The sequence below is a fragment of the Candidatus Saccharimonadales bacterium genome (assembly GCA_035945435.1).
Classification (GTDB): Bacteria; Patescibacteriota; Saccharimonadia; order Saccharimonadales; family DASZAF01; genus DASZAF01.
This window is the reverse complement of sequence record DASZAF010000032.1, coordinates 1-16,688: the sequence shown is the minus strand read 5'-3', so window position 1 is coordinate 16,688 and position 16,688 is coordinate 1. Positions and strand designations below refer to the sequence as shown.

The 16,688-nt window shown below is 44.0% G+C and carries 18 protein-coding genes; 11 read left to right on the top strand and 7 right to left on the bottom strand.

The features are described 5' to 3' along the window. Nucleotides 1-16: 16 nt before the first annotated feature. The 3 genes from mscL to VGS28_05070 are packed head-to-tail and all read left to right on the top strand — an operon-like array spanning nucleotide 17 to nucleotide 2,085. On the top strand, nucleotides 17-439 hold the full coding sequence (gene mscL, locus VGS28_05080; protein HEV2413143.1) for a large conductance mechanosensitive channel protein MscL: 423 nt from the start codon (nucleotides 17-19) through the stop codon (nucleotides 437-439). 27 nt (nucleotides 440-466) lie between these two features. Beyond that, nucleotides 467-1,474 carry a mechanosensitive ion channel family protein gene (locus VGS28_05075; GenBank protein HEV2413142.1) on the top strand — a complete coding sequence of 336 codons (1,008 nt, stop codon included), beginning with the start codon at nucleotides 467-469 and terminating at the stop codon, nucleotides 1,472-1,474. A 53-nt stretch (nucleotides 1,475-1,527) separates the two neighbouring features. Then, on the top strand, nucleotides 1,528-2,085 hold the full coding sequence (locus VGS28_05070; GenBank protein HEV2413141.1) for a CDP-alcohol phosphatidyltransferase family protein: 558 nt from the start codon (nucleotides 1,528-1,530) through the stop codon (nucleotides 2,083-2,085). On the opposite strand, the gene VGS28_05065 is transcribed toward VGS28_05070, so the two are convergent. Both VGS28_05065 and VGS28_05060 read right to left on the bottom strand, forming a co-directional pair. Further along, nucleotides 2,082-2,807 (bottom strand): ZIP family metal transporter, encoded by a 726-nt coding sequence (locus VGS28_05065; protein HEV2413140.1) that lies wholly within the window; start codon nucleotides 2,805-2,807, stop codon nucleotides 2,082-2,084. The genes VGS28_05070 and VGS28_05065 overlap by 4 nt on opposite strands. 12 nt (nucleotides 2,808-2,819) lie before the next feature. Continuing rightward, the gene (locus tag VGS28_05060) at nucleotides 2,820-3,239 is read right to left on the bottom strand and encodes a hypothetical protein (GenBank protein ID HEV2413139.1); all 420 of its coding nucleotides are present in this window, start codon (nucleotides 3,237-3,239) and stop codon (nucleotides 2,820-2,822) included. A 45-nt stretch (nucleotides 3,240-3,284) separates the two neighbouring features. Here VGS28_05060 and VGS28_05055 point away from each other — a divergent pair, with 45 nt between their 5' ends. The 8 genes from VGS28_05055 (at nucleotide 3,285) to VGS28_05020 (ending at nucleotide 9,159) form a co-directional block, all read left to right on the top strand. After that, complete coding sequence (locus VGS28_05055) at nucleotides 3,285-3,536, top strand: hypothetical protein (GenBank protein HEV2413138.1); 252 nt, start codon at nucleotides 3,285-3,287, stop codon at nucleotides 3,534-3,536. Nucleotides 3,537-3,633: 97 nt separating this feature from the next. Beyond that, nucleotides 3,634-3,888 (top strand): hypothetical protein, encoded by a 255-nt coding sequence (locus VGS28_05050; protein HEV2413137.1) that lies wholly within the window; start codon nucleotides 3,634-3,636, stop codon nucleotides 3,886-3,888. 3 nt (nucleotides 3,889-3,891) lie between these two features. Further along, nucleotides 3,892-4,782, top strand: coding sequence for a CPBP family glutamic-type intramembrane protease (locus tag VGS28_05045; protein ID HEV2413136.1), 891 nt, complete (start codon nucleotides 3,892-3,894; stop codon nucleotides 4,780-4,782). Between the two features lie 121 nt (nucleotides 4,783-4,903). After that, nucleotides 4,904-5,380 carry a hypothetical protein gene (locus tag VGS28_05040; GenBank protein HEV2413135.1) on the top strand — a complete coding sequence of 159 codons (477 nt, stop codon included), beginning with the start codon at nucleotides 4,904-4,906 and terminating at the stop codon, nucleotides 5,378-5,380. 249 nt (nucleotides 5,381-5,629) lie between these two features. Further along, nucleotides 5,630-6,004, top strand: a complete 375-nt coding sequence (locus tag VGS28_05035; GenBank protein ID HEV2413134.1) for a hypothetical protein — start codon at nucleotides 5,630-5,632, stop codon at nucleotides 6,002-6,004. Nucleotides 6,005-6,125: 121 nt separating this feature from the next. Beyond that, nucleotides 6,126-6,983 (top strand): archaeosortase/exosortase family protein, encoded by an 858-nt coding sequence (locus tag VGS28_05030; protein HEV2413133.1) that lies wholly within the window; start codon nucleotides 6,126-6,128, stop codon nucleotides 6,981-6,983. Next, nucleotides 6,964-8,262, top strand: coding sequence for an oligosaccharide flippase family protein (locus VGS28_05025; protein ID HEV2413132.1), 1,299 nt, complete (start codon nucleotides 6,964-6,966; stop codon nucleotides 8,260-8,262). Before VGS28_05030 ends, VGS28_05025 begins: the two co-directional genes overlap by 20 nt. Nucleotides 8,263-8,265: 3 nt before the next feature. Beyond that, entirely contained in the window at nucleotides 8,266-9,159 is an 894-nt protein-coding gene (locus VGS28_05020; protein ID HEV2413131.1) for a glycosyltransferase family 2 protein, read from the top strand. Nucleotides 9,160-9,204: 45 nt separating this feature from the next. Here VGS28_05020 and VGS28_05015 read toward each other — a convergent pair whose 3' ends face one another. The 5 genes from VGS28_05015 to VGS28_04995 all read right to left on the bottom strand — a co-directional run. Next, nucleotides 9,205-9,822, bottom strand: a complete 618-nt coding sequence (locus tag VGS28_05015) for an HAD family hydrolase (protein HEV2413130.1) — start codon at nucleotides 9,820-9,822, stop codon at nucleotides 9,205-9,207. A gap of 911 nt (nucleotides 9,823-10,733) precedes the next feature. After that, nucleotides 10,734-11,576, bottom strand: a complete 843-nt coding sequence (locus tag VGS28_05010; protein ID HEV2413129.1) for a glycosyltransferase — start codon at nucleotides 11,574-11,576, stop codon at nucleotides 10,734-10,736. A 257-nt stretch (nucleotides 11,577-11,833) separates the two neighbouring features. Continuing rightward, nucleotides 11,834-13,654, bottom strand: a complete 1,821-nt coding sequence (locus tag VGS28_05005; protein HEV2413128.1) for a DUF2206 domain-containing protein — start codon at nucleotides 13,652-13,654, stop codon at nucleotides 11,834-11,836. Nucleotides 13,655-14,070: 416 nt separating this feature from the next. Beyond that, the gene (locus tag VGS28_05000; protein HEV2413127.1) at nucleotides 14,071-15,186 is read right to left on the bottom strand and encodes a glycosyltransferase family 4 protein; all 1,116 of its coding nucleotides are present in this window, start codon (nucleotides 15,184-15,186) and stop codon (nucleotides 14,071-14,073) included. Beyond that, nucleotides 15,183-16,688, bottom strand: a 1,506-nt coding sequence (locus VGS28_04995) for a glycosyltransferase (GenBank protein HEV2413126.1), incomplete at its 5' end; no start/stop codon positions are given. The genes VGS28_04995 and VGS28_05000, both read right to left, overlap by 4 nt.

The window sequence follows — 16,688 nt, the reverse complement described above, 5'->3', positions numbered from 1 at the left end:
AAGGAGATGACCCCCAATGTTCAAAGACTTTCGGAAGTTCATCCTAAGAGGGAATACGGTCGACCTGGCCGTTGCCGTCGTTATCGGTGCCGCCTTTAACGGGGTTGTTACCTCGCTCGTTAAGGATATGGTGACACCTCTCATCAGCGCTTTCTATGGGAAGCAGCAGTTTTCTAACTCATTCTTTACGTTCCATACCAGCAAGTTTATGTACGGCGACTTCTTCAATGCAGTCATCTCATTCTTGCTCGTCAGTTCGATCGTCTTCTTCTTCGTTGTCCAACCGATCAACAAGCTGTTGGCCTATTCGTCCCGCAATAAAGAGCCGGGGACTCGAAAGTGCCCGGAGTGTCTGAGCAGTATCCCGATCGCCGCTACCCGCTGCATGTACTGCACCAGCAAAGTCACACCAACTACAAAGACTGCTAAGGCCTCTTAGGTTTAAGGGAGTGATACACTAGAAGATATGCTCTTCCATCCCGAATTAACATATTTTGCCTCAAACAGCCCGATCAATCTTAACCAGACGACGAATACACTTAAATCCGTCTCGAATTCAGTCTTCAATGTCCGCTCGTTGACCTATCTTATCGTCGCCCTAGTTGTCGGAGATCTCGTCGGCAAGATTCTCTCTCGATTTTTGAGATCACTGAGCATCTTATTCGGTCGCCGGGCAGACAAGTCTAACGACATTGCACGCGTAAACAAGTACCGCCGTATTGAAACGTTGCTGATTCTGAGTACCGCTTTAGTCGAGCTGGTTGTCGTTGTCTTCGCTCTCTACTTCTGGTGGATCATCATCCATCCCAACCAGCAACCGACCGCCCTCGTCGGAGCAAGTGCCCTGATCTTGTTGCTTGCGAGTGGTATCCTTGGCCCAATTCTCAGGGACTTGGCTTTTGGTGGCAGCATGATGGCCGAACAGTGGTTCGGAGTCGGGGACCTAATCACCATTCTGCCATTCCCAGAAGTACAAGGAGTGGTTGAGCGCGTCACCCTTCGATCGACCAAGATCCGAGGCCTCAATGGGGAAGTGGTCTGGATGGCCAACCAGAACATCCAAGGAGTCCAAGTTGCTTTTAAAGGGGTTCACAGCATGGCCATTGAGCTCTTCGTCGATAATGTTCCTGACGCCGAGAAGTTGATTAACCGCACCAACGAGCTGCTACCTCAAGGTACCTCGCTCGTTGTCAGCCCACTAACCATTGTCAAAGAGGTGCCACTGCCATCTGGTGGCGTCCATGCCACCGCTCTAGCCGAAACCGCGCCCGGCAGGGAGTGGCTGATCGAAAAACACGCCATAGAGATTATCACCAACCTTGATGAAGAGTCGGATCCGCACGTTCTCTTAACTCCGCCTGTTGCTCGTTATGCCGATAACGAGACTGAGCGCAAATTCTCAAGAGCTATCAGTAATGCCAAGAAGCCATACGTTCGGAAGCGCCGGTTGAAGCTTCCCATCGATAAACAGTAGTTAGAATAACGTTGAATCCTGTATAGTTATAGGGTTAGGCGAGGCAATCGATTGTGAGTCTCAAGTGGCTACCAAACTTCTTATCGAGTTCACGAGGCGTTCTGGCCATCGGGGTGGCCACATACGGCCTCGAGGGGCAATGGACCATCGGCTTCTGGATCTTTATCGCCGCTCTCATGACCGACTTCTTAGATGGCTTAGCCGCCAAGCTACTGCATGCCGAGTCGCCAATTGGCGGGCACATTGATCGAGTTTCAGACTTTCTGCTCTGTGCAGGCGGAATCTCAGGGCTTGTCTTCAGTCACAATCTGGCGCTATGGATTGGGCTGACAATGTTAGGGTTTGGCATTCTGGCCGGTATCATCATCTTCTTCGTGCCGACGACAAACACACTCAATCGCTTCCATTCAGCGCTCGCCGTACCGTTCCTCTTTAGTGTTTGGACTCTTATTGCCTGGGATTACGCAACGTTGGCGTTCGGTTGGAAGTGGCAGTATATTCCGCTGACCATTGCCATCTTGAGTCTCGGGGGGATGTTAAAGAGACACCGATTGGCTGCATGGTATCCATGGTTTTTTGCGAGGACTCCCGCTTCTCCTAGAAAATCTTAGACAAATCGAGTCACGATAAACATGAAGATAGTGCCTGTGACCGTCAGGATAATGGTCAACGCATTGGAATTTTCTTCATGAGCCTGCGGTAAGATGTCGCTAGCTCCAATGTAGAGCAGGAAGCCAGCAAAGAAACAGAGGTAGAGCACGAGGTTGGCGGGTGATAGGTGAATCAGCTTGGTTGAGAGTACACCCACAACGGGGGCAGCCGCATCGACAAAGAGGAGAACCTTAGAGCGCCGCGTCCCATTCTTATTGGTCAGCATCAGCGTGATGGTGTTCATCCCGTCGGCAAAGTCATGTCCGATAACCGCAATCGCTACGGCAAGGCCTACGGCCGCATTAACCTGGAAACCAAGACCTATCCCAACGCCATCCAGAAAGCTATGACCGCTGAGAGCCAGTGCCGATAACAGCCCGACTTGAGGATGATGATGCTTACCATATTCAGTCTCATGTGCGTGGTGGAGTAGGATCGACTTCTCGGCGATATGAAAGAGAAGAAAACCACTGATGAGAGCGATCGTCGGGACGGTGGTTGCCATATTGTTAGCCTGAATCTGGCGGAAGATCTCAGGCAATAGATCAAATGTGAATACTCCCATTATGACTCCGGCTGTAAAACCAAGAACATAGTGAAGAGCACGCCTGTTTCTAAGAGCAAATAGACCCCCGAACATGGTTGATACAAATGTACCTAAAGCAAGAAATAGCGGTGCCATAAGATAACTTGGTTACTCTTTTCGCCGTTTCGGGATGATACGTGAACCTATAAGGGTCAGGACTGCTCCAGCGACCACAATCCAAGCTCCTATCTGGATGTTGTGAACCCCGAAGCTTCTCGGTGAGATGTAAAGATACATCATGCCCGCCCAAAGTAGAACCGTAGCAAGCGTGCAGAATGCGAAGAAGAAGGCGAGCATACGTCTTCCAAAAACTGAACAGATCAGAAGTAGCAGTGCCCATGCGGCAAAAACGAGCCCCATCGAATGAGATATCTGATGTGGTGATGGCTGTGGTTGTGCACTGGCGAGACGAGCTATGGGCGTTTTCAAGCCTGTTACACCTTGGGCCCACTTGAAGAATATACCTATGACAACAATTACAGCACCGACCGCACCGATGATCTTTCCGACGATACTACGTGTGTTCATAGCCGCAATTATATAGCACATGGGGTCCATGCTAGAATGATGAATATGAAAAACGCTACATTACGCCTTGTTAAGGCTGCTTCATTCACCTGTTTCTTCTTTGGTTTTGCTGGATGGTTTTATATCGCCGAGAACGCCGTCTTCCACCCACGGACTCTTGGCATGCACCTGACTCATTTTGCCTCATGGCCACATGAAGATACCTTCGGGGCCATATGCTTCACGACTAGTTTCATCTCGCTCTTCATATTCATGATCGTTAAGGATAGCGTCTCGGCAAAAAAAATGTCAGCCTAGACTGAATTATATCCGACCATCTAATTGACCGTACTGCCTAATTATGCTAGTATATATCTGTTATTGAGGATCTTTTCCTGTGTTCTTAGGACATCAAATGCAGATCTCTGCTAGTGTTGCGCATACGGCCCAGATCATGGTGACTATTCTTCTGATCATCTTCTTGGTCGTTTTTGAAATTGCCTATAGTGAACGACCAAAGTCAGATCGACGTCATCTCCAACTGTTCTATCCTTTTTTCCTTCTCATTGCTGGACTTTATTTCAGATCATACTATCCATTCTTTCTACTTGGGGTTGGCCTGATCGTTTTCGCCTTGCTGTTAGTCGATCAACGAAAGACAAAGGCGTAGGCAATGAGTCTTGTGCTTAGGTTCGAACTAACATTCTCTTGGGACAGGCATTCTTGGTTACCACTTCGCGTCAAGAGCTCTTTAAAGACGATTCGACCGGACTCAAGAGCGAAGAAGAGCAAAGTGGCAGGACGACTGACGGTAGGTAAGCAACTGGCAGCCATTTTGGTACTTATGGCTGCAATAGTTGCTGCTCAAGTCACTTCTATTAGAAAACCCGAGCTTGCAGTTTACATCGATCCAGTCGTATTCCTGTCATTTGCAATCGCTTCACTTCTAAATAGCCGCCTGCGAAAGCTCCTTTTGGCAATAGCTATCATCCCGTTTGTCGATTTTGTGACCATTATTACTGCCAGCATACATGGCTTTAATCAGATCATCGTCTTTTACGAAGCCATCTTGGTGACAGGCCTCATTGTCTGGTCACACTTTAGGGTCGACAATCCGAAATCAGAGAAGTTACACATCAAAATAGATTGGAATCGTCTGGCACTGTTTGCTTCTGCTCTCATTGTCGTCGGTGAAGGATTGAGTGCACTTGGCTATCTGATGCTGCCCCACAGTTCGCCCCTTCTTGCCATTCCTTTCTGGCGGGCCATGGCGGATACCTTACTGTTCGCAGTGGGTGAAGTACTCCTTTTCCAGGGTCTAATTCAGCATCAGGCTGACAAACTCGTAAGTCCTGTGGTGGCCTTCACTCTGACAACAAGTCTCTTCGTAGCCATGCATACCGGCAACCAGGCGTTGAGCGCCAATTTAGTCTTTGCAGCTCTGTCGGGTGCTGTCCTGTCGATCTCTTACTCTCTTCGAAAGAACCTTATAACGACAGGTTTTCTCAATATTGTCGTTAAATGCGTATACCTGAGTATCCTAGCGACATTTGTTGCCCACTAGAATAAGTACTTATACACAGGCTGGTCTTGACATTATACCTATATTTCGTTGACAAAGTAGTACTTCAGGATCACTGTATATACAGCTACATCATTCAACCGGAAACGATCGGAGGTCTTCCATGAAAAAACTATTACTTATGCTAACAAGCGCTATGGCAATGGTTTTGATACCCGCAGCAGCAGCCACAGCAGCCTCGACCATCGCATCTGGCCAGGTTACTGATAACGGCAAACCAGTTGGTGGCGCATCTGTCACAGCAACCTGCTACAACAAGAAAGGCGGCCCGATTGCTAGTGGCAGTGGCATAACTTCGTCCTCGAAAGTCGGCCTAGGTGACTACTTTATCGGCCTTAATCCAAACAAGTGCAAGCCTGGCGACAAGGTAGTAGTATCGGCAAGCAAGAGTTCAGCAAGCGGACAGAATAGCGCACCTGACAGGAAGTCTGGCGTCAAAGGTCTTGATGTGGCACTCGTGAACGTATCAATCCCTGAATTCGGCCTAGCTGCAGGTATCGTAGCGGCTAGTGTGGTGAGCGGGTCATTCCTGATCATCCGTCGCAAACAGCATGCACAGCAGGGCGTGGTTCAGCTCTAAACTTACAAAAGGAGACTAACAAACCCGCGAAACACTTGATGTATCGCGGGTTTTAAATTTGTCAAAAAAGTGCCAGAGTCACTTGACATTAATCTGTTATAGGAACATACTTTTGACAAATAGTTAATATCTGACAACAGACGCGCAAGGGAGTCGGCAGTGAGAAAATTTCTGGTTTTAGTTCTAAGCACTTTGATGTTGGTATTGGTACCTTTCGCGAGTGCGTCTGCGCATAGTGATTGGGGTTCGATGCAAAACAAACAGCATGTAACCGTTAGCGGAATCGTCACCGAGAATGGTAAGCACATTAAAAATGCGCAGGTGACCGTTACATGTGATAACCATACCAAGCATGCAAAGACTAGCAGATCAGGCTACTACACTGTTACATTCCAGAATAAACAGTGTAAGGTTAACAGCTCAGTCACCGTATCAGCCTCAAAGGGATCTGAGAGTGGTCAGAACATTGGGAAATACAAGATGTGTCATAGTCTTTGGCTTAATGTAGCCCTTACAAGTGTCGCGGTTCCAGAGTTCGGCCTCATAGAGGGTGTTATCGCTGCTATAATGGGCAGTGGTGCATTCCTTATGATCCGCCGACGTAACCAGCGTGCAACGATTTAAAAAGTACATTTCTAAAAACCTCAAGACTGCTGGGCCAATTATTAAAAGCTCCGCAGTCTTTTTACTATGCTTTGTAACCGCATCGGCTATTCTGGGGCCACACATTATAAGTAACGGATTAGTGGGGAAGGATGGCTTCCAAATATACGGTGGGGCAGGTAAATCACTCTTATTCGGGACCCTGGCGTTTCTCATATTAGTGCTAAAAAGGGGCGATCATCCCAATTTCAAAAAATGGGATCTCATCAATACCTTATGGATAGTGTTAGCTATTAGTCTATTTATTACGGCATGGCTAGGAACGGATCAGCTCATCGCTAACAACGCCAACTACCCTTGGATGATCACAACGCACTTATCAATTATTTTGCTTGTTATCGCATTAATGTTTGGGAGTTTTGGAACGGCAAACTTACAGATTCTATTAAAAACTTACTCGAAAGAAATATGGCTATCCATCATTATGGCAGTAATATTCTTTGGATTTCTTTACCTAACTTACGGTTTATGGAGGATCCTCGCCGGTATTGTATTGAGGTGCGTAAAAGAGCTCCTGGCAATAATCGGAATTCACGCTACATATATCGCACCTCGCACACTTTTATTCAATAAGTTTGGTATTGATGTTGAAGAGTATTGCTCTGGCATTGACTCAATTGCGCTCTTTACCGCCTTTTATGCACTTGTGGGTGCATTAGACTGGCACAAACTTGACCATCGAAGATATCTATCTATATTTGCTCCTGCGCTGGTAATTCTTTTTGGTTTCAATATCTTACGTGTTTTCGGCCTAATTCTAGGTGGGTATTATGTTAACCCACAAATTGCATTTAGTTTGTTTCACACATACGCCGGGATGATCTTCTTTATCATTTACACAGTGATCTTCTGGTCGGTAAGTTATCGTTGGATGCTCCGAGTATCACCAAGTATACCTTCTAAATCGAGAGTAAGCCCTCATGGCAAAGCTTCGCAGTAACATATACGGCGTCCTTAAATCTATCGTGGTACGCGTATGGCGACATTTTATGCATGACAGTCTTTATCGAAATTCTGTCTTCCTTCTAGCAAACCTCGGTGTAACTTCCATTACAGGCTTTCTATTTGTAATCATATGCACGCACCTATACTCCCAGAGAGATCTTGGCTATGCCACCTCACTGATTGGCGCTCTTGGTCTAGCTACTTCACTTTCGAATGTTGGTATGAACAGGACAATCACAAGATTTCTGAGTAAGTCTAATGCCAAATCGCAAGACCTCATGACCGGGTTGGTTCTTGTGGCTTGTGTGTCGGTTATCATCGGGATAGTTCTGACACTCTTTTTTAAGCCATTCGGAATTAAGGATGCAAGTTCTGTAACCGCTCTGGTTTTTATCGCTTCGGCGTTCATTCTATCTATCAAGTCTGTTTTTGATAATGTTTTTGTGGCAATGCGTACCGCAGTAGGCACTTTAACCGAAAACTCGGCTTTCAACATCACAAAGCTAATTACTCCAGTAATGATGACTGGTTTTGGTTTTATGGGCATATTCAGTTCACAGTTGCTGGGAGCTCTCATGGCGGTTCTTGTATCAATACTTATTCTACGCGCGAGCGGCTTCAGTTTTAAGGCACGCCCAACACGATCGAGTATGTTAGGCAAATGGCGATTTGCATTCGGAAGCTACACATCTGACTTGGTAGGTGGCCTTCCTGCAAGCATTTTGCCTGTTATTGTTGTGGCTCGTCTAGGCCCAATCGATGGAGCACTCTGGTACGCAGCAATGCAGATAATTAACTTCATGCTAACAGTTAGTTCTTCAATCAACCAAGCCATGTTCGCAGAGATGGCAAACGCAACAAATGAAGTCATGAGTTTCGTCAAGAAAGCCGCTACCGCAATGTATGGGATCATGGTTCCATTAACAATTGCCATTATCTTGTTCTCAAACCTAATCCTCAAATTATTTGGTCATGACTACGTGTCTGCAGCGAGCGTTTTGAGGCTAATGAGTGTTTTTGCGCTCATCGGTGTGGCTAACTATATTACTGGGTCAATTCTTGCGCTCTATAGGAAAGTATTTTATTTAACCTTTGTTAATGCTGCGAATGCACTTGTTGTCCTTGTCTATTGTCTTTTCTTTGCTCATAACTTGCAGGGGATCGCAATCGGCTGGATGTTAGGCGAAGTCGTCAACGCAATCTTGTTTGTAGGTGGCTGTATCTTTATGCTTAAAAGGTCAAATCAACTAAATCACTTGATTCCGTGGAGATAGAATATGCATAAAGTTGTCTCTGTTGTTATACCCACGAAAGATCGATTACGCTTTCTCAAAAAAGCAATTGCAATGTATTTGAAGTATCCAGAGGTAGGAGAAATAATAGTTGTAATAGACGGCAGCACAGATGGGACGAAGGAGTACCTTGAGAGTTTAGCAAGAAAGGAACCGCGACTTGTTTATGTCGACAACGGAACGAATCGGGGCATACCTTACTCGAGGAACAGAGGCATTAGTGCAGCTAAGTATGACTACATTTTTAGTACTGAAGATGACCTCGAGGTAACAGGTGCTTTCTTCTCAGTATTACTGAACCACCTGCAGAAGACCCATGCAGACGTAATAAGTGGCAGAAACATTTTTAGATTTGACTGGGAAAGCGCCGAACAGGCGATACGGCGCACAGATAAGCTCCCCGGTAACCCCGTAAACTTAAAACGAATTGAGATTAATACAAGCATGCGAATCGAGAATGATCAAAGCCAACTGATGATAGCGTCTCCGATGCTTTTCAGGACGGACGTGTTTAAACAAGTTAGGTTTGACGAGATATATAAGGTTAACTTCTGGCGTGAAGAAACTGATTTTCAAATTAGCTGCCTAGAAAAAGGCTATAAATTAATCTCATGTCCGCACGCTGTTAGTTTTAACTATGTTATAAAAAACGACAAAGGCGGTATTCATACACATGACGGTCTGATTAGGTCAAAATGGGTTATACGCAACAATTGGGCGTTCATTAAAAAGCATGGGGAATTTATTGATAGCAACTTCGATATTGGCAATAGATACATTTACATTACAAAATTTGCTTTTAGACAAGTCTACATTGGTTGCATACGCACACTGGCGGGAATTGTTAAATACTTCTTAAGACTTAACCGTAGCGTATAACCCGAGAATAGAAGAGTCGGTATTGCGAATAACCTTCTCTTTTGATCAGTCTTTCTCTAGCTTATATATTACATTTTTTAGACGTTGATCGGTTAATGTGTCTTGTCTATGGAAGACTCCATCCTTTAAAAGCATCTTTGCTTCTTTCTTACTGTCTGTCATATATTGAATAACTGACTTCTGAGAGATAACCCGCTCCTTATCCATAAGAGACATGATTTTGACATGCCAGGGTTTTAAAGTGAGTTCTGAAGCATAGATTTCGGAGCATTTTAGTTCGTCGTGAAGTACAAGGAACGATTCGATGACCGGCGTTAGGCCTGTCGAAACAATTGTAAAACGTCCTTCTGAAAGAGAAGGTAGTTCTTGGAGTGTTAAGCGCTTTGCAACAGCAACAAAAATATCGGACTCATAGCGAGAGATTTTATGGCGATATACCTTCAATATAATGCTAAGGACTACATCACGCTCCTTAGTCAGTCTTCTAATTAAGCCTATTAGTATTCTTACTGGGAACTCAGATTGGTGCTTGATTAGTGTACGTAGGAACTTCTCTCGTGTAGTCGTTGCTCTCGCAAAAAGCTCCTCAATCAGCACAATAGACGAGTTTTCACAAACAAGAGTGCCGTCAAAATCTAAAAATCTATCAGTGGACTGCAGCATATACAATACTTAGGATTATCACAAAAACCTGTAACAATCCATAGGTTAACAACCGCTCTTTTTGTAATGCGACTTCTTTCTTATATCGATTATGCAGAAAACTGAAAGGCAGTTTTCTCGACATCAAGTGAGTAAGGGCGACTATTGAAAAATATATAGTCGCGTAAGCTAAGATTCGAGAGTAATCTTTCACAAAAATCCCTGAGATTAAACAAGTACCGCCAACTAGTAGCCAGTATAGCCCATAAGTTGTGTAACGAAGATCCATCCTCAAACCCAACTTTTTAAGATATCCCCGAAGCGAGTAGTCGAAATCAAAACTTAATGGGAAGATGAGCATAAGTGAAGCCAAAATAGGCACAATATCGCTACTTGTCACGAAAAAATAGATAAGGAATGGTGAGCAAAGCTTCAGCCACCTTTCTAGAAATATCGTTATGATTTTCGTTTTATAGAAATAAGAATGAATCAGGGACAAAGAGATGAGAACAAGAGCGTATGTGAGAAATAAGATGAAGAGTCTGTGTTCTGATAAGTCTGCTAGTATACCTAGGACCAGAGAATAGCCACCTATTAGCCAGTATAGATAGTCCTTCCCTAGAACATGTCGTCCTGTAAATTTAGCTGCGCTATTCTTTTTGTCCTTTTGCCAGTCAACAATATCGTTAACAATATAGATTAAGTTATAGAAGTAAGCGCTCAGTAGCCCAATTCCAAGAGGGGCCAGCACCTTGTTGGTCGTCAGGCTGTCTTGCGACAATAATAACCCGAGATATGCACTAACACCTCCTAGTGTAAAGGTTAAATTGACGATGAAAGTTGTGTTATAGAAGATGCCAAAATATATTTTTCTTATAGTACCTCCTATACGATGTTCGTCAGACCCTAAGGTTAAGGTGTCAAGCAGATTGCTAATCATTTTCATCTCGATACCTTCTGGGTACATGAGGCTTGAGGACGCTCGAGTATAGTTGGAGTGTCTTTTCGGCAATAGACGACCACGATAACGAATTGGCATATCTTTTTGCGTTTCTACTCATAATTCGTACTTCCTGTCGGTTCTTAATGGCCTTTTCAATATTTTTCTCAAGTGCAGTGCTATCCGCTGGGTCGTAGAAGTATCCTACGCTCGACGGCAAATCAACTAAAGAGCCGACTTTTGGTGCTACTAATGCTCTACCAAACGTCAACGCCAAAAGTGCCGACCCGCTAGTTGTCGTTGTTTTAAATGGCAAACATACCACATCGGCTGCTTTAAAGAATTTACCAACTTCGGTATCTTCAATGTAATCATTCACAAAAATTACATTACCGTTTTTCGCGACCTGTTGTATCTGAAGGCTCATTTTTTCATCTCGAGACTTTCCTGCAATGATTAAGTGAAGGTCCGGAAACTTGGCTTTCAGATTTCCGAAGGAATCTAGGAGCTGGTCAACCCCCTTATACGGGCGGATTAACCCAAAAAAAAGAATCACCATTTCATGCGATTTTATTTTTAGTCTTTTACGTGACTCGCTAGCAGATAGGTTGTCGGAATACGCATTCTTATAATTGCCGTGGGGTATGAGAATCGTATTGCGAGTACTGAGCCCCATCACACGCATCTGAGAAATTGTAGATTTTGAATGTACGATCTTTGCATCTGAAATCCTGGATAAAATCTTTGCGACAGAAACATCATTCGATGTACACGCGTTATACGGAATAACTTCATGAACAGTCCAAACAATTCTATAGCCGAGTAGTTTAGGCATAAATATACATGTCACTGTATAAAGATAGGATACATATTTGACCATTCGCCAGTTGCTATTAATACTAAAAACAAACCAATGGATATGAAGAATTTGATAACCCTGGAAGCGCTTGATTAAAAATATTATGGGGTAGAAAGCAAAGCGTTTTCTGGAGGTCTTCAAATATGAAAACGTATCATTGGGTTGCATCCGCCTAAGTTCCGAGTAGAGGAGCTCCTGGTATGGATTGGGGCCTTTGGGCACTATCAAGACTTTCACCGATATATCTCGCTATCTTTGTTTGAGTAAATCAAATTTTTTCTTTGGCTCAAGAATTGAGCGGGGAAATTGTATGTGACTTCTTGATTACCATACGTATCAAAAACCAAGTTCTTATTAATATTCGTGTTCGTCGCATATACATAGCCATCTTTATACAATTCGGTTGGTAGCATTCCTTGGATAAGTCTACTATTGTTGAGAGTCGTGATTGATTCAGCGTGAAGCTTTCCGTAAGTATCAAGATTAACTGGCAAAGGTGACATGTACACATCCTGTAGCCAATTGAGTGACGAGGCTTCATCATCTGACAAATAGAATTTGTCATACCCCAAACCACTATTCGATAGATTGATGTCAGATCTGCCAAAAGCCAACTGGCTTACTAGATTCGATGTTGTTACAAAGTACAACAAGGCAAGCACGACACTTACGCCAAGGGTAGCTTGCCTCCACTTTGTAAGTAAAACTTGCACTCCAACTACAAAACTCGCCGACACGATTATCAACAACTGCTGGTAAAGCCTTTGAAGGTTGTAATCCTGTGAAAGAGTAGGGAGAATAACTAGCAATAGAAATAGCATGCCCGCACTTAGAACAAATAGACCATCATCAATAATGCGACGCTTCATAACCGAACCTACTACCATCGCAGCAGCCCCAACAACTATCACTACCTTAAGCAATGTTGGCATAATCAGATTTACCATGTCTTCCGTCACGAGTTGAAGCTTCGAGTTTACTTGTGGCGCACTTTGAGATGTAGGGTAGATGTTACTTTGCTGACTCGCTGCTTGCCCATAGCTACCTTTTTTTGCAGAGGCATTTTCTAAAGAATTCAGAGTGTCGTCGTTACTATTCTGGCTTCCAATATGAAGGTCTTGAGAAATAAAACTACTTCTTGAGTCGGCACTAAAAAATGTATCGAAGCTCGTGACACTTTGGTAGAGTTTTTGCGTTACTCCGCCTGTTGACTGCAACGTTTCACCATACCAGAAGAATGCAAATAAGAACAATATCACGAGAGCCAACGGGGTGAGAACCCAGGTTGTCGCTCTGCTCTTGCCAGAATTTATCCCCGTCTTGTAGTAAGTAATGTTCCCTAAGATAAGCTTACTTATTGTGTAGATAGCCAAGAAAGCAAGGCAGACATAAGCTGTGGAGTAATGGGACACCACCATTCCAACCCCAAAAACAAGGACGAGTGTCTTTTTTGCAAAACTAGACAGGTTCTCACTAGAGGAGGCGACAAAAATGAGCCCGAAAAACAATAGTGCGCACTGTTGTCGAACTAGAGCTGGGAACTCGAACATGAACTGAGCTTGGAAGATGAAGAATAAAGCCGCAACCAACGCCAGGCTAGTGTTTTTAATCTGTTTTTTAGCAATCAAGTATACGGCTATTGGCACAATGCACAGCACTAGTTGCATGACAAACTTGAAGATATACTGTGAAGAAAATGTCAGTATGGTTTTCAGTAAAGCCGGGAGAACGGTAATACTTAGGCAAGCACTATACGTACTGTTGAACAAATGTGATTCCCACAAACCATTTCGTACAACAGATGAGAAAACTTGAAACTCTTGACTGACGTCATAGCCAACTACAAAATTACTTCTCATTGAGTAACTCAGAGCCAATGAGAGGGTAACAAAGAAAAGATTCGCACCTATCTCAAGATCACTCTTCGTTCGTTTTGACCTAAAGAAGTATGCTTCATACATAAGTATTGCAATAAGGTTTGTGACAGCGAAGAAACCTTTTCCCCCGTTATTGAGCTGCATAACGCCAAGCAATGAAAGAACTGGAAGTACCATAGGAATCAGTGAGAAGACATAAGGTCGCACTTGTAGGCGAGTCTCCGAATTAGCGACATCCTTAACCTTAGTGTTCGTGAAAGCAGAAAGTAAATAGAACAAGAGGAAGACAGCGTCAAAGCTAGGGATCACGAATCTTGGTGTCAGTGTATCTCGGTGAGTAAGTAGCCCAAGAGTATTCAGTATCAATCCAAGTGTAAACATGAGAAATATGAAGAGGCCCGTGGAGTACAAGATTCTTTCCAGAATATCTAGCCTGTTTTTGAGAAAGACTTTTGAGATTGAATGTCCAAAGAATGGGATCAGTACTGCCAACCAAAGGAAGTCATCAATGCCATAGGCACTTATCTGCCTGAGGGACAAGAAGCTTGCCAGACCTAAGACAAGTGGGATCAGATAAATATATCTACGATACCTTATAAGCATCTGTACACCTCGGCAAGCTTACTAAAAATATTCTCCCAACTATATGCTTGTGCATCCGTGAGGTTATATTTAGAGATTGTTGCAAATAGTTGTGTGTCGGTCACAAGTTTGTTCAGTGCCTCTGCAGTGTCTCGAGGAACGGGTTTGACGAGAATGCCATTTCTCATGTTGTGAACAACGTTCCTAACCCCATGAATGTTGACTGCAATTATAGGCAATCCTTTAGCCATAGCTTCGACAAGGACTATTCCGAATGACTCGTGAGAAGAAGTCAAAAGAAACACATCAGCTTTCTCGAATTCGCTTTCGAGTTCACGTTCGTATAGCGAGCCCTTCAACTTAACACTTCGTTCAAGCTTAAGCTGTTTAACTATGCGTGTTATAGCGGGTATCTCTGGACCATCGCCGATGATGACCAATTCGGCCAGGCCACTGTAACTTTTTTCGTACTCACTCAAGGCTTCTAACATCAATCGTATATTTTTTTGAGCAGTTAATCGTCCGACGTAAAGAAGCCTGACTTTCTTGCCCCGCCTTACGCTTTCTTTCGGTTTTGTGGATATCTGATGATCCGTACCATTTGGTATAATCTCAATCTTTTCATCAGCTATAGCGTACTTTTCACTAACTAGCTGCTTGTAGTCAATTGTTGGTACAATTATTTTTTTAGCGCGTTGTAGAACCTTTCTTAAAACGTACTTCTTATACAAGGGTAGTAGGACCTTCCCAAAAGTGTGTGATGGCGGAACATCAAGGTGAAAATGTGCGATGTATGGAAATTTTTTTATATGTGAAGCGAGAAATACCATCTCTGGTGTTACCGCCTGGGCAACATGCAAATGAACAATCGTATCCCTGCTCTGCTTGCATAGGTCCGCTAGTAAGCCAGGCATGATCGCAGGCTTAATGCGAGGCACTGTGACAAAGCGCTTAACGTGGAAGTTATCACTGACTGTTGACTCACCATAACCGGTTAGCTTGCTGCCCGATGTTAGGACCTCAGTTACATAACCTTGTCCCGCAGAAGACTGTGCGATCTTTTCTGCAACAACCTCCATACCACCTATGTGCGGTCTATAGACCGGGGTGACATAGATAATTTTCACACTAGCCTCACTCTGCATGCTTTCATAACTCCGTTCACCATATCATCAGTTGTAGGGAGATCGTGGCGGTTGAAGTTATATAACTGCATGGCTTGCACTTTACGACGATCGCTCAGCAATTCATTTAGCAATGAGAGTAGACTTTTGACATCACCGCTCCGAAAGACCCTCCCACTTTTATCATTAATCAACTCCTTCGCTTCTGCTTCATCAGAACAAATAACGGCTAGGTTATATGTAAGAGCCTCATTTATAACAAGACCCCACACATCATTTGTTGTAGGAAGTACAAAGATGTCCGATGCCGCGAACAGGTCGGCTTTTACCTTTCCCTCTACATAGCCTAGAAATTTTATTCGCTTATCTTTTTTTGCTAAAGTTAGTAACTCCTCTTTTCTATCACCATCCCCAGCAATAGTTAAGGATGCATCAGGATCGTTGATTTGCAAGAATGCTTCGATTAGCAACTCTACGTTTTTACGCGCGTTCAGATACCCAATATATAGAACCTTTTTACCGTTACGCCTGTGTGTAGCTTTGGTGGAGGGATTATCCAAAAGCACTCGAGGCATCGCATTGAGCACTCTGATAATTTTGCTTTCAGGAACATTTTTGTTTCGCAAGTAGGCCACTGCTCCCGGGCTGAAGGCCATATGAACGTCGGAAAGTGAGATGAATAGCATTCTGTATCTTTTAATTACTACTCTCGTTACTTTGACAGCTAAGCCTTCAGCTTGACCGTCAAATGTGTGGACCTCGTCGTCAATAATTGACGACCAGTCAACACATCGTGCCCTCTTGAGCTTTGCCAATAGAAAGCTTGTCAAACCAACTGTCGCAACGTCGGGATCATTATTGCAAACAACAACATCAAACTTCGTACGCATTAATACCCACCAGGCAGTAGGGTTAATGATGATGGGACCAAGTGTAAAACCTGGGAGTACTTTATATTTAAAGCCAACCTTATCTAAGTCATACTTCCAAAAACGGTCTTTCGCAATTGGCTTACAAAATAGAGCCATCACGTCCGCCTTACCGCTGAGGCCATCAAAAACTGGTATCCGATAGGGGGCAATAATATTATTTATGACACATATCTTTGGTCTTGTTATCACTTCAAAGTGAGCAATTGTATTCCGACCGGATACGGCCCAGTTGAAAGAACCAGCAACTATTTTCCTACCGTTGTCAGAAAACAATTTCCATTGGTGATCGTTAGACAGGACCCCAGAAATTGCCCTCGCAAGATGTTCGGGGCTGTGCGACTTTACAAGCTTCCCGTTATTGTTTTTGATTAACGTGTGAAGTGCCCCCATATCTGCGGCGATGACCGGCGTGCCAACAGCCCATGCCTCAAGGATGACCGTAGGGAAAGCGTCATTCTCTGTCGTGGGATACGCAACCAGGGCGGCCGAGGATTGGAGTAGATTGTACTTTTCTGGGCCGTTAATAAATCCACGGAAGATCACATTGGTTTCAATGCCAAGTTCTTTCGCAAT

Coding starts and splice junctions, on each gene's coding strand:
- mscL (HEV2413143.1), top strand. CDS start 17: ATGTTCAAAGACTTTCGGAAGTTCATCCTAAGAGGGAATACGGTCGAC.
- VGS28_05075 (HEV2413142.1), top strand. CDS start 467: ATGCTCTTCCATCCCGAATTAACATATTTTGCCTCAAACAGCCCGATC.
- VGS28_05065 (HEV2413140.1), bottom strand. CDS start 2,807: ATGGCACCGCTATTTCTTGCTTTAGGTACATTTGTATCAACCATGTTC.
- VGS28_05060 (HEV2413139.1), bottom strand. CDS start 3,239: ATGAACACACGTAGTATCGTCGGAAAGATCATCGGTGCGGTCGGTGCT.
- VGS28_05055 (HEV2413138.1), top strand. CDS start 3,285: ATGAAAAACGCTACATTACGCCTTGTTAAGGCTGCTTCATTCACCTGT.
- VGS28_05050 (HEV2413137.1), top strand. CDS start 3,634: ATGCAGATCTCTGCTAGTGTTGCGCATACGGCCCAGATCATGGTGACT.
- VGS28_05045 (HEV2413136.1), top strand. CDS start 3,892: ATGAGTCTTGTGCTTAGGTTCGAACTAACATTCTCTTGGGACAGGCAT.
- VGS28_05040 (HEV2413135.1), top strand. CDS start 4,904: ATGAAAAAACTATTACTTATGCTAACAAGCGCTATGGCAATGGTTTTG.
- VGS28_05035 (HEV2413134.1), top strand. CDS start 5,630: ATGCAAAACAAACAGCATGTAACCGTTAGCGGAATCGTCACCGAGAAT.
- VGS28_05025 (HEV2413132.1), top strand. CDS start 6,964: ATGGCAAAGCTTCGCAGTAACATATACGGCGTCCTTAAATCTATCGTG.
- VGS28_05020 (HEV2413131.1), top strand. CDS start 8,266: ATGCATAAAGTTGTCTCTGTTGTTATACCCACGAAAGATCGATTACGC.
- VGS28_05015 (HEV2413130.1), bottom strand. CDS start 9,822: ATGCTGCAGTCCACTGATAGATTTTTAGATTTTGACGGCACTCTTGTT.
- VGS28_05010 (HEV2413129.1), bottom strand. CDS start 11,576: ATGCCTAAACTACTCGGCTATAGAATTGTTTGGACTGTTCATGAAGTT.
- VGS28_05005 (HEV2413128.1), bottom strand. CDS start 13,654: ATGGTACTTCCAGTTCTTTCATTGCTTGGCGTTATGCAGCTCAATAAC.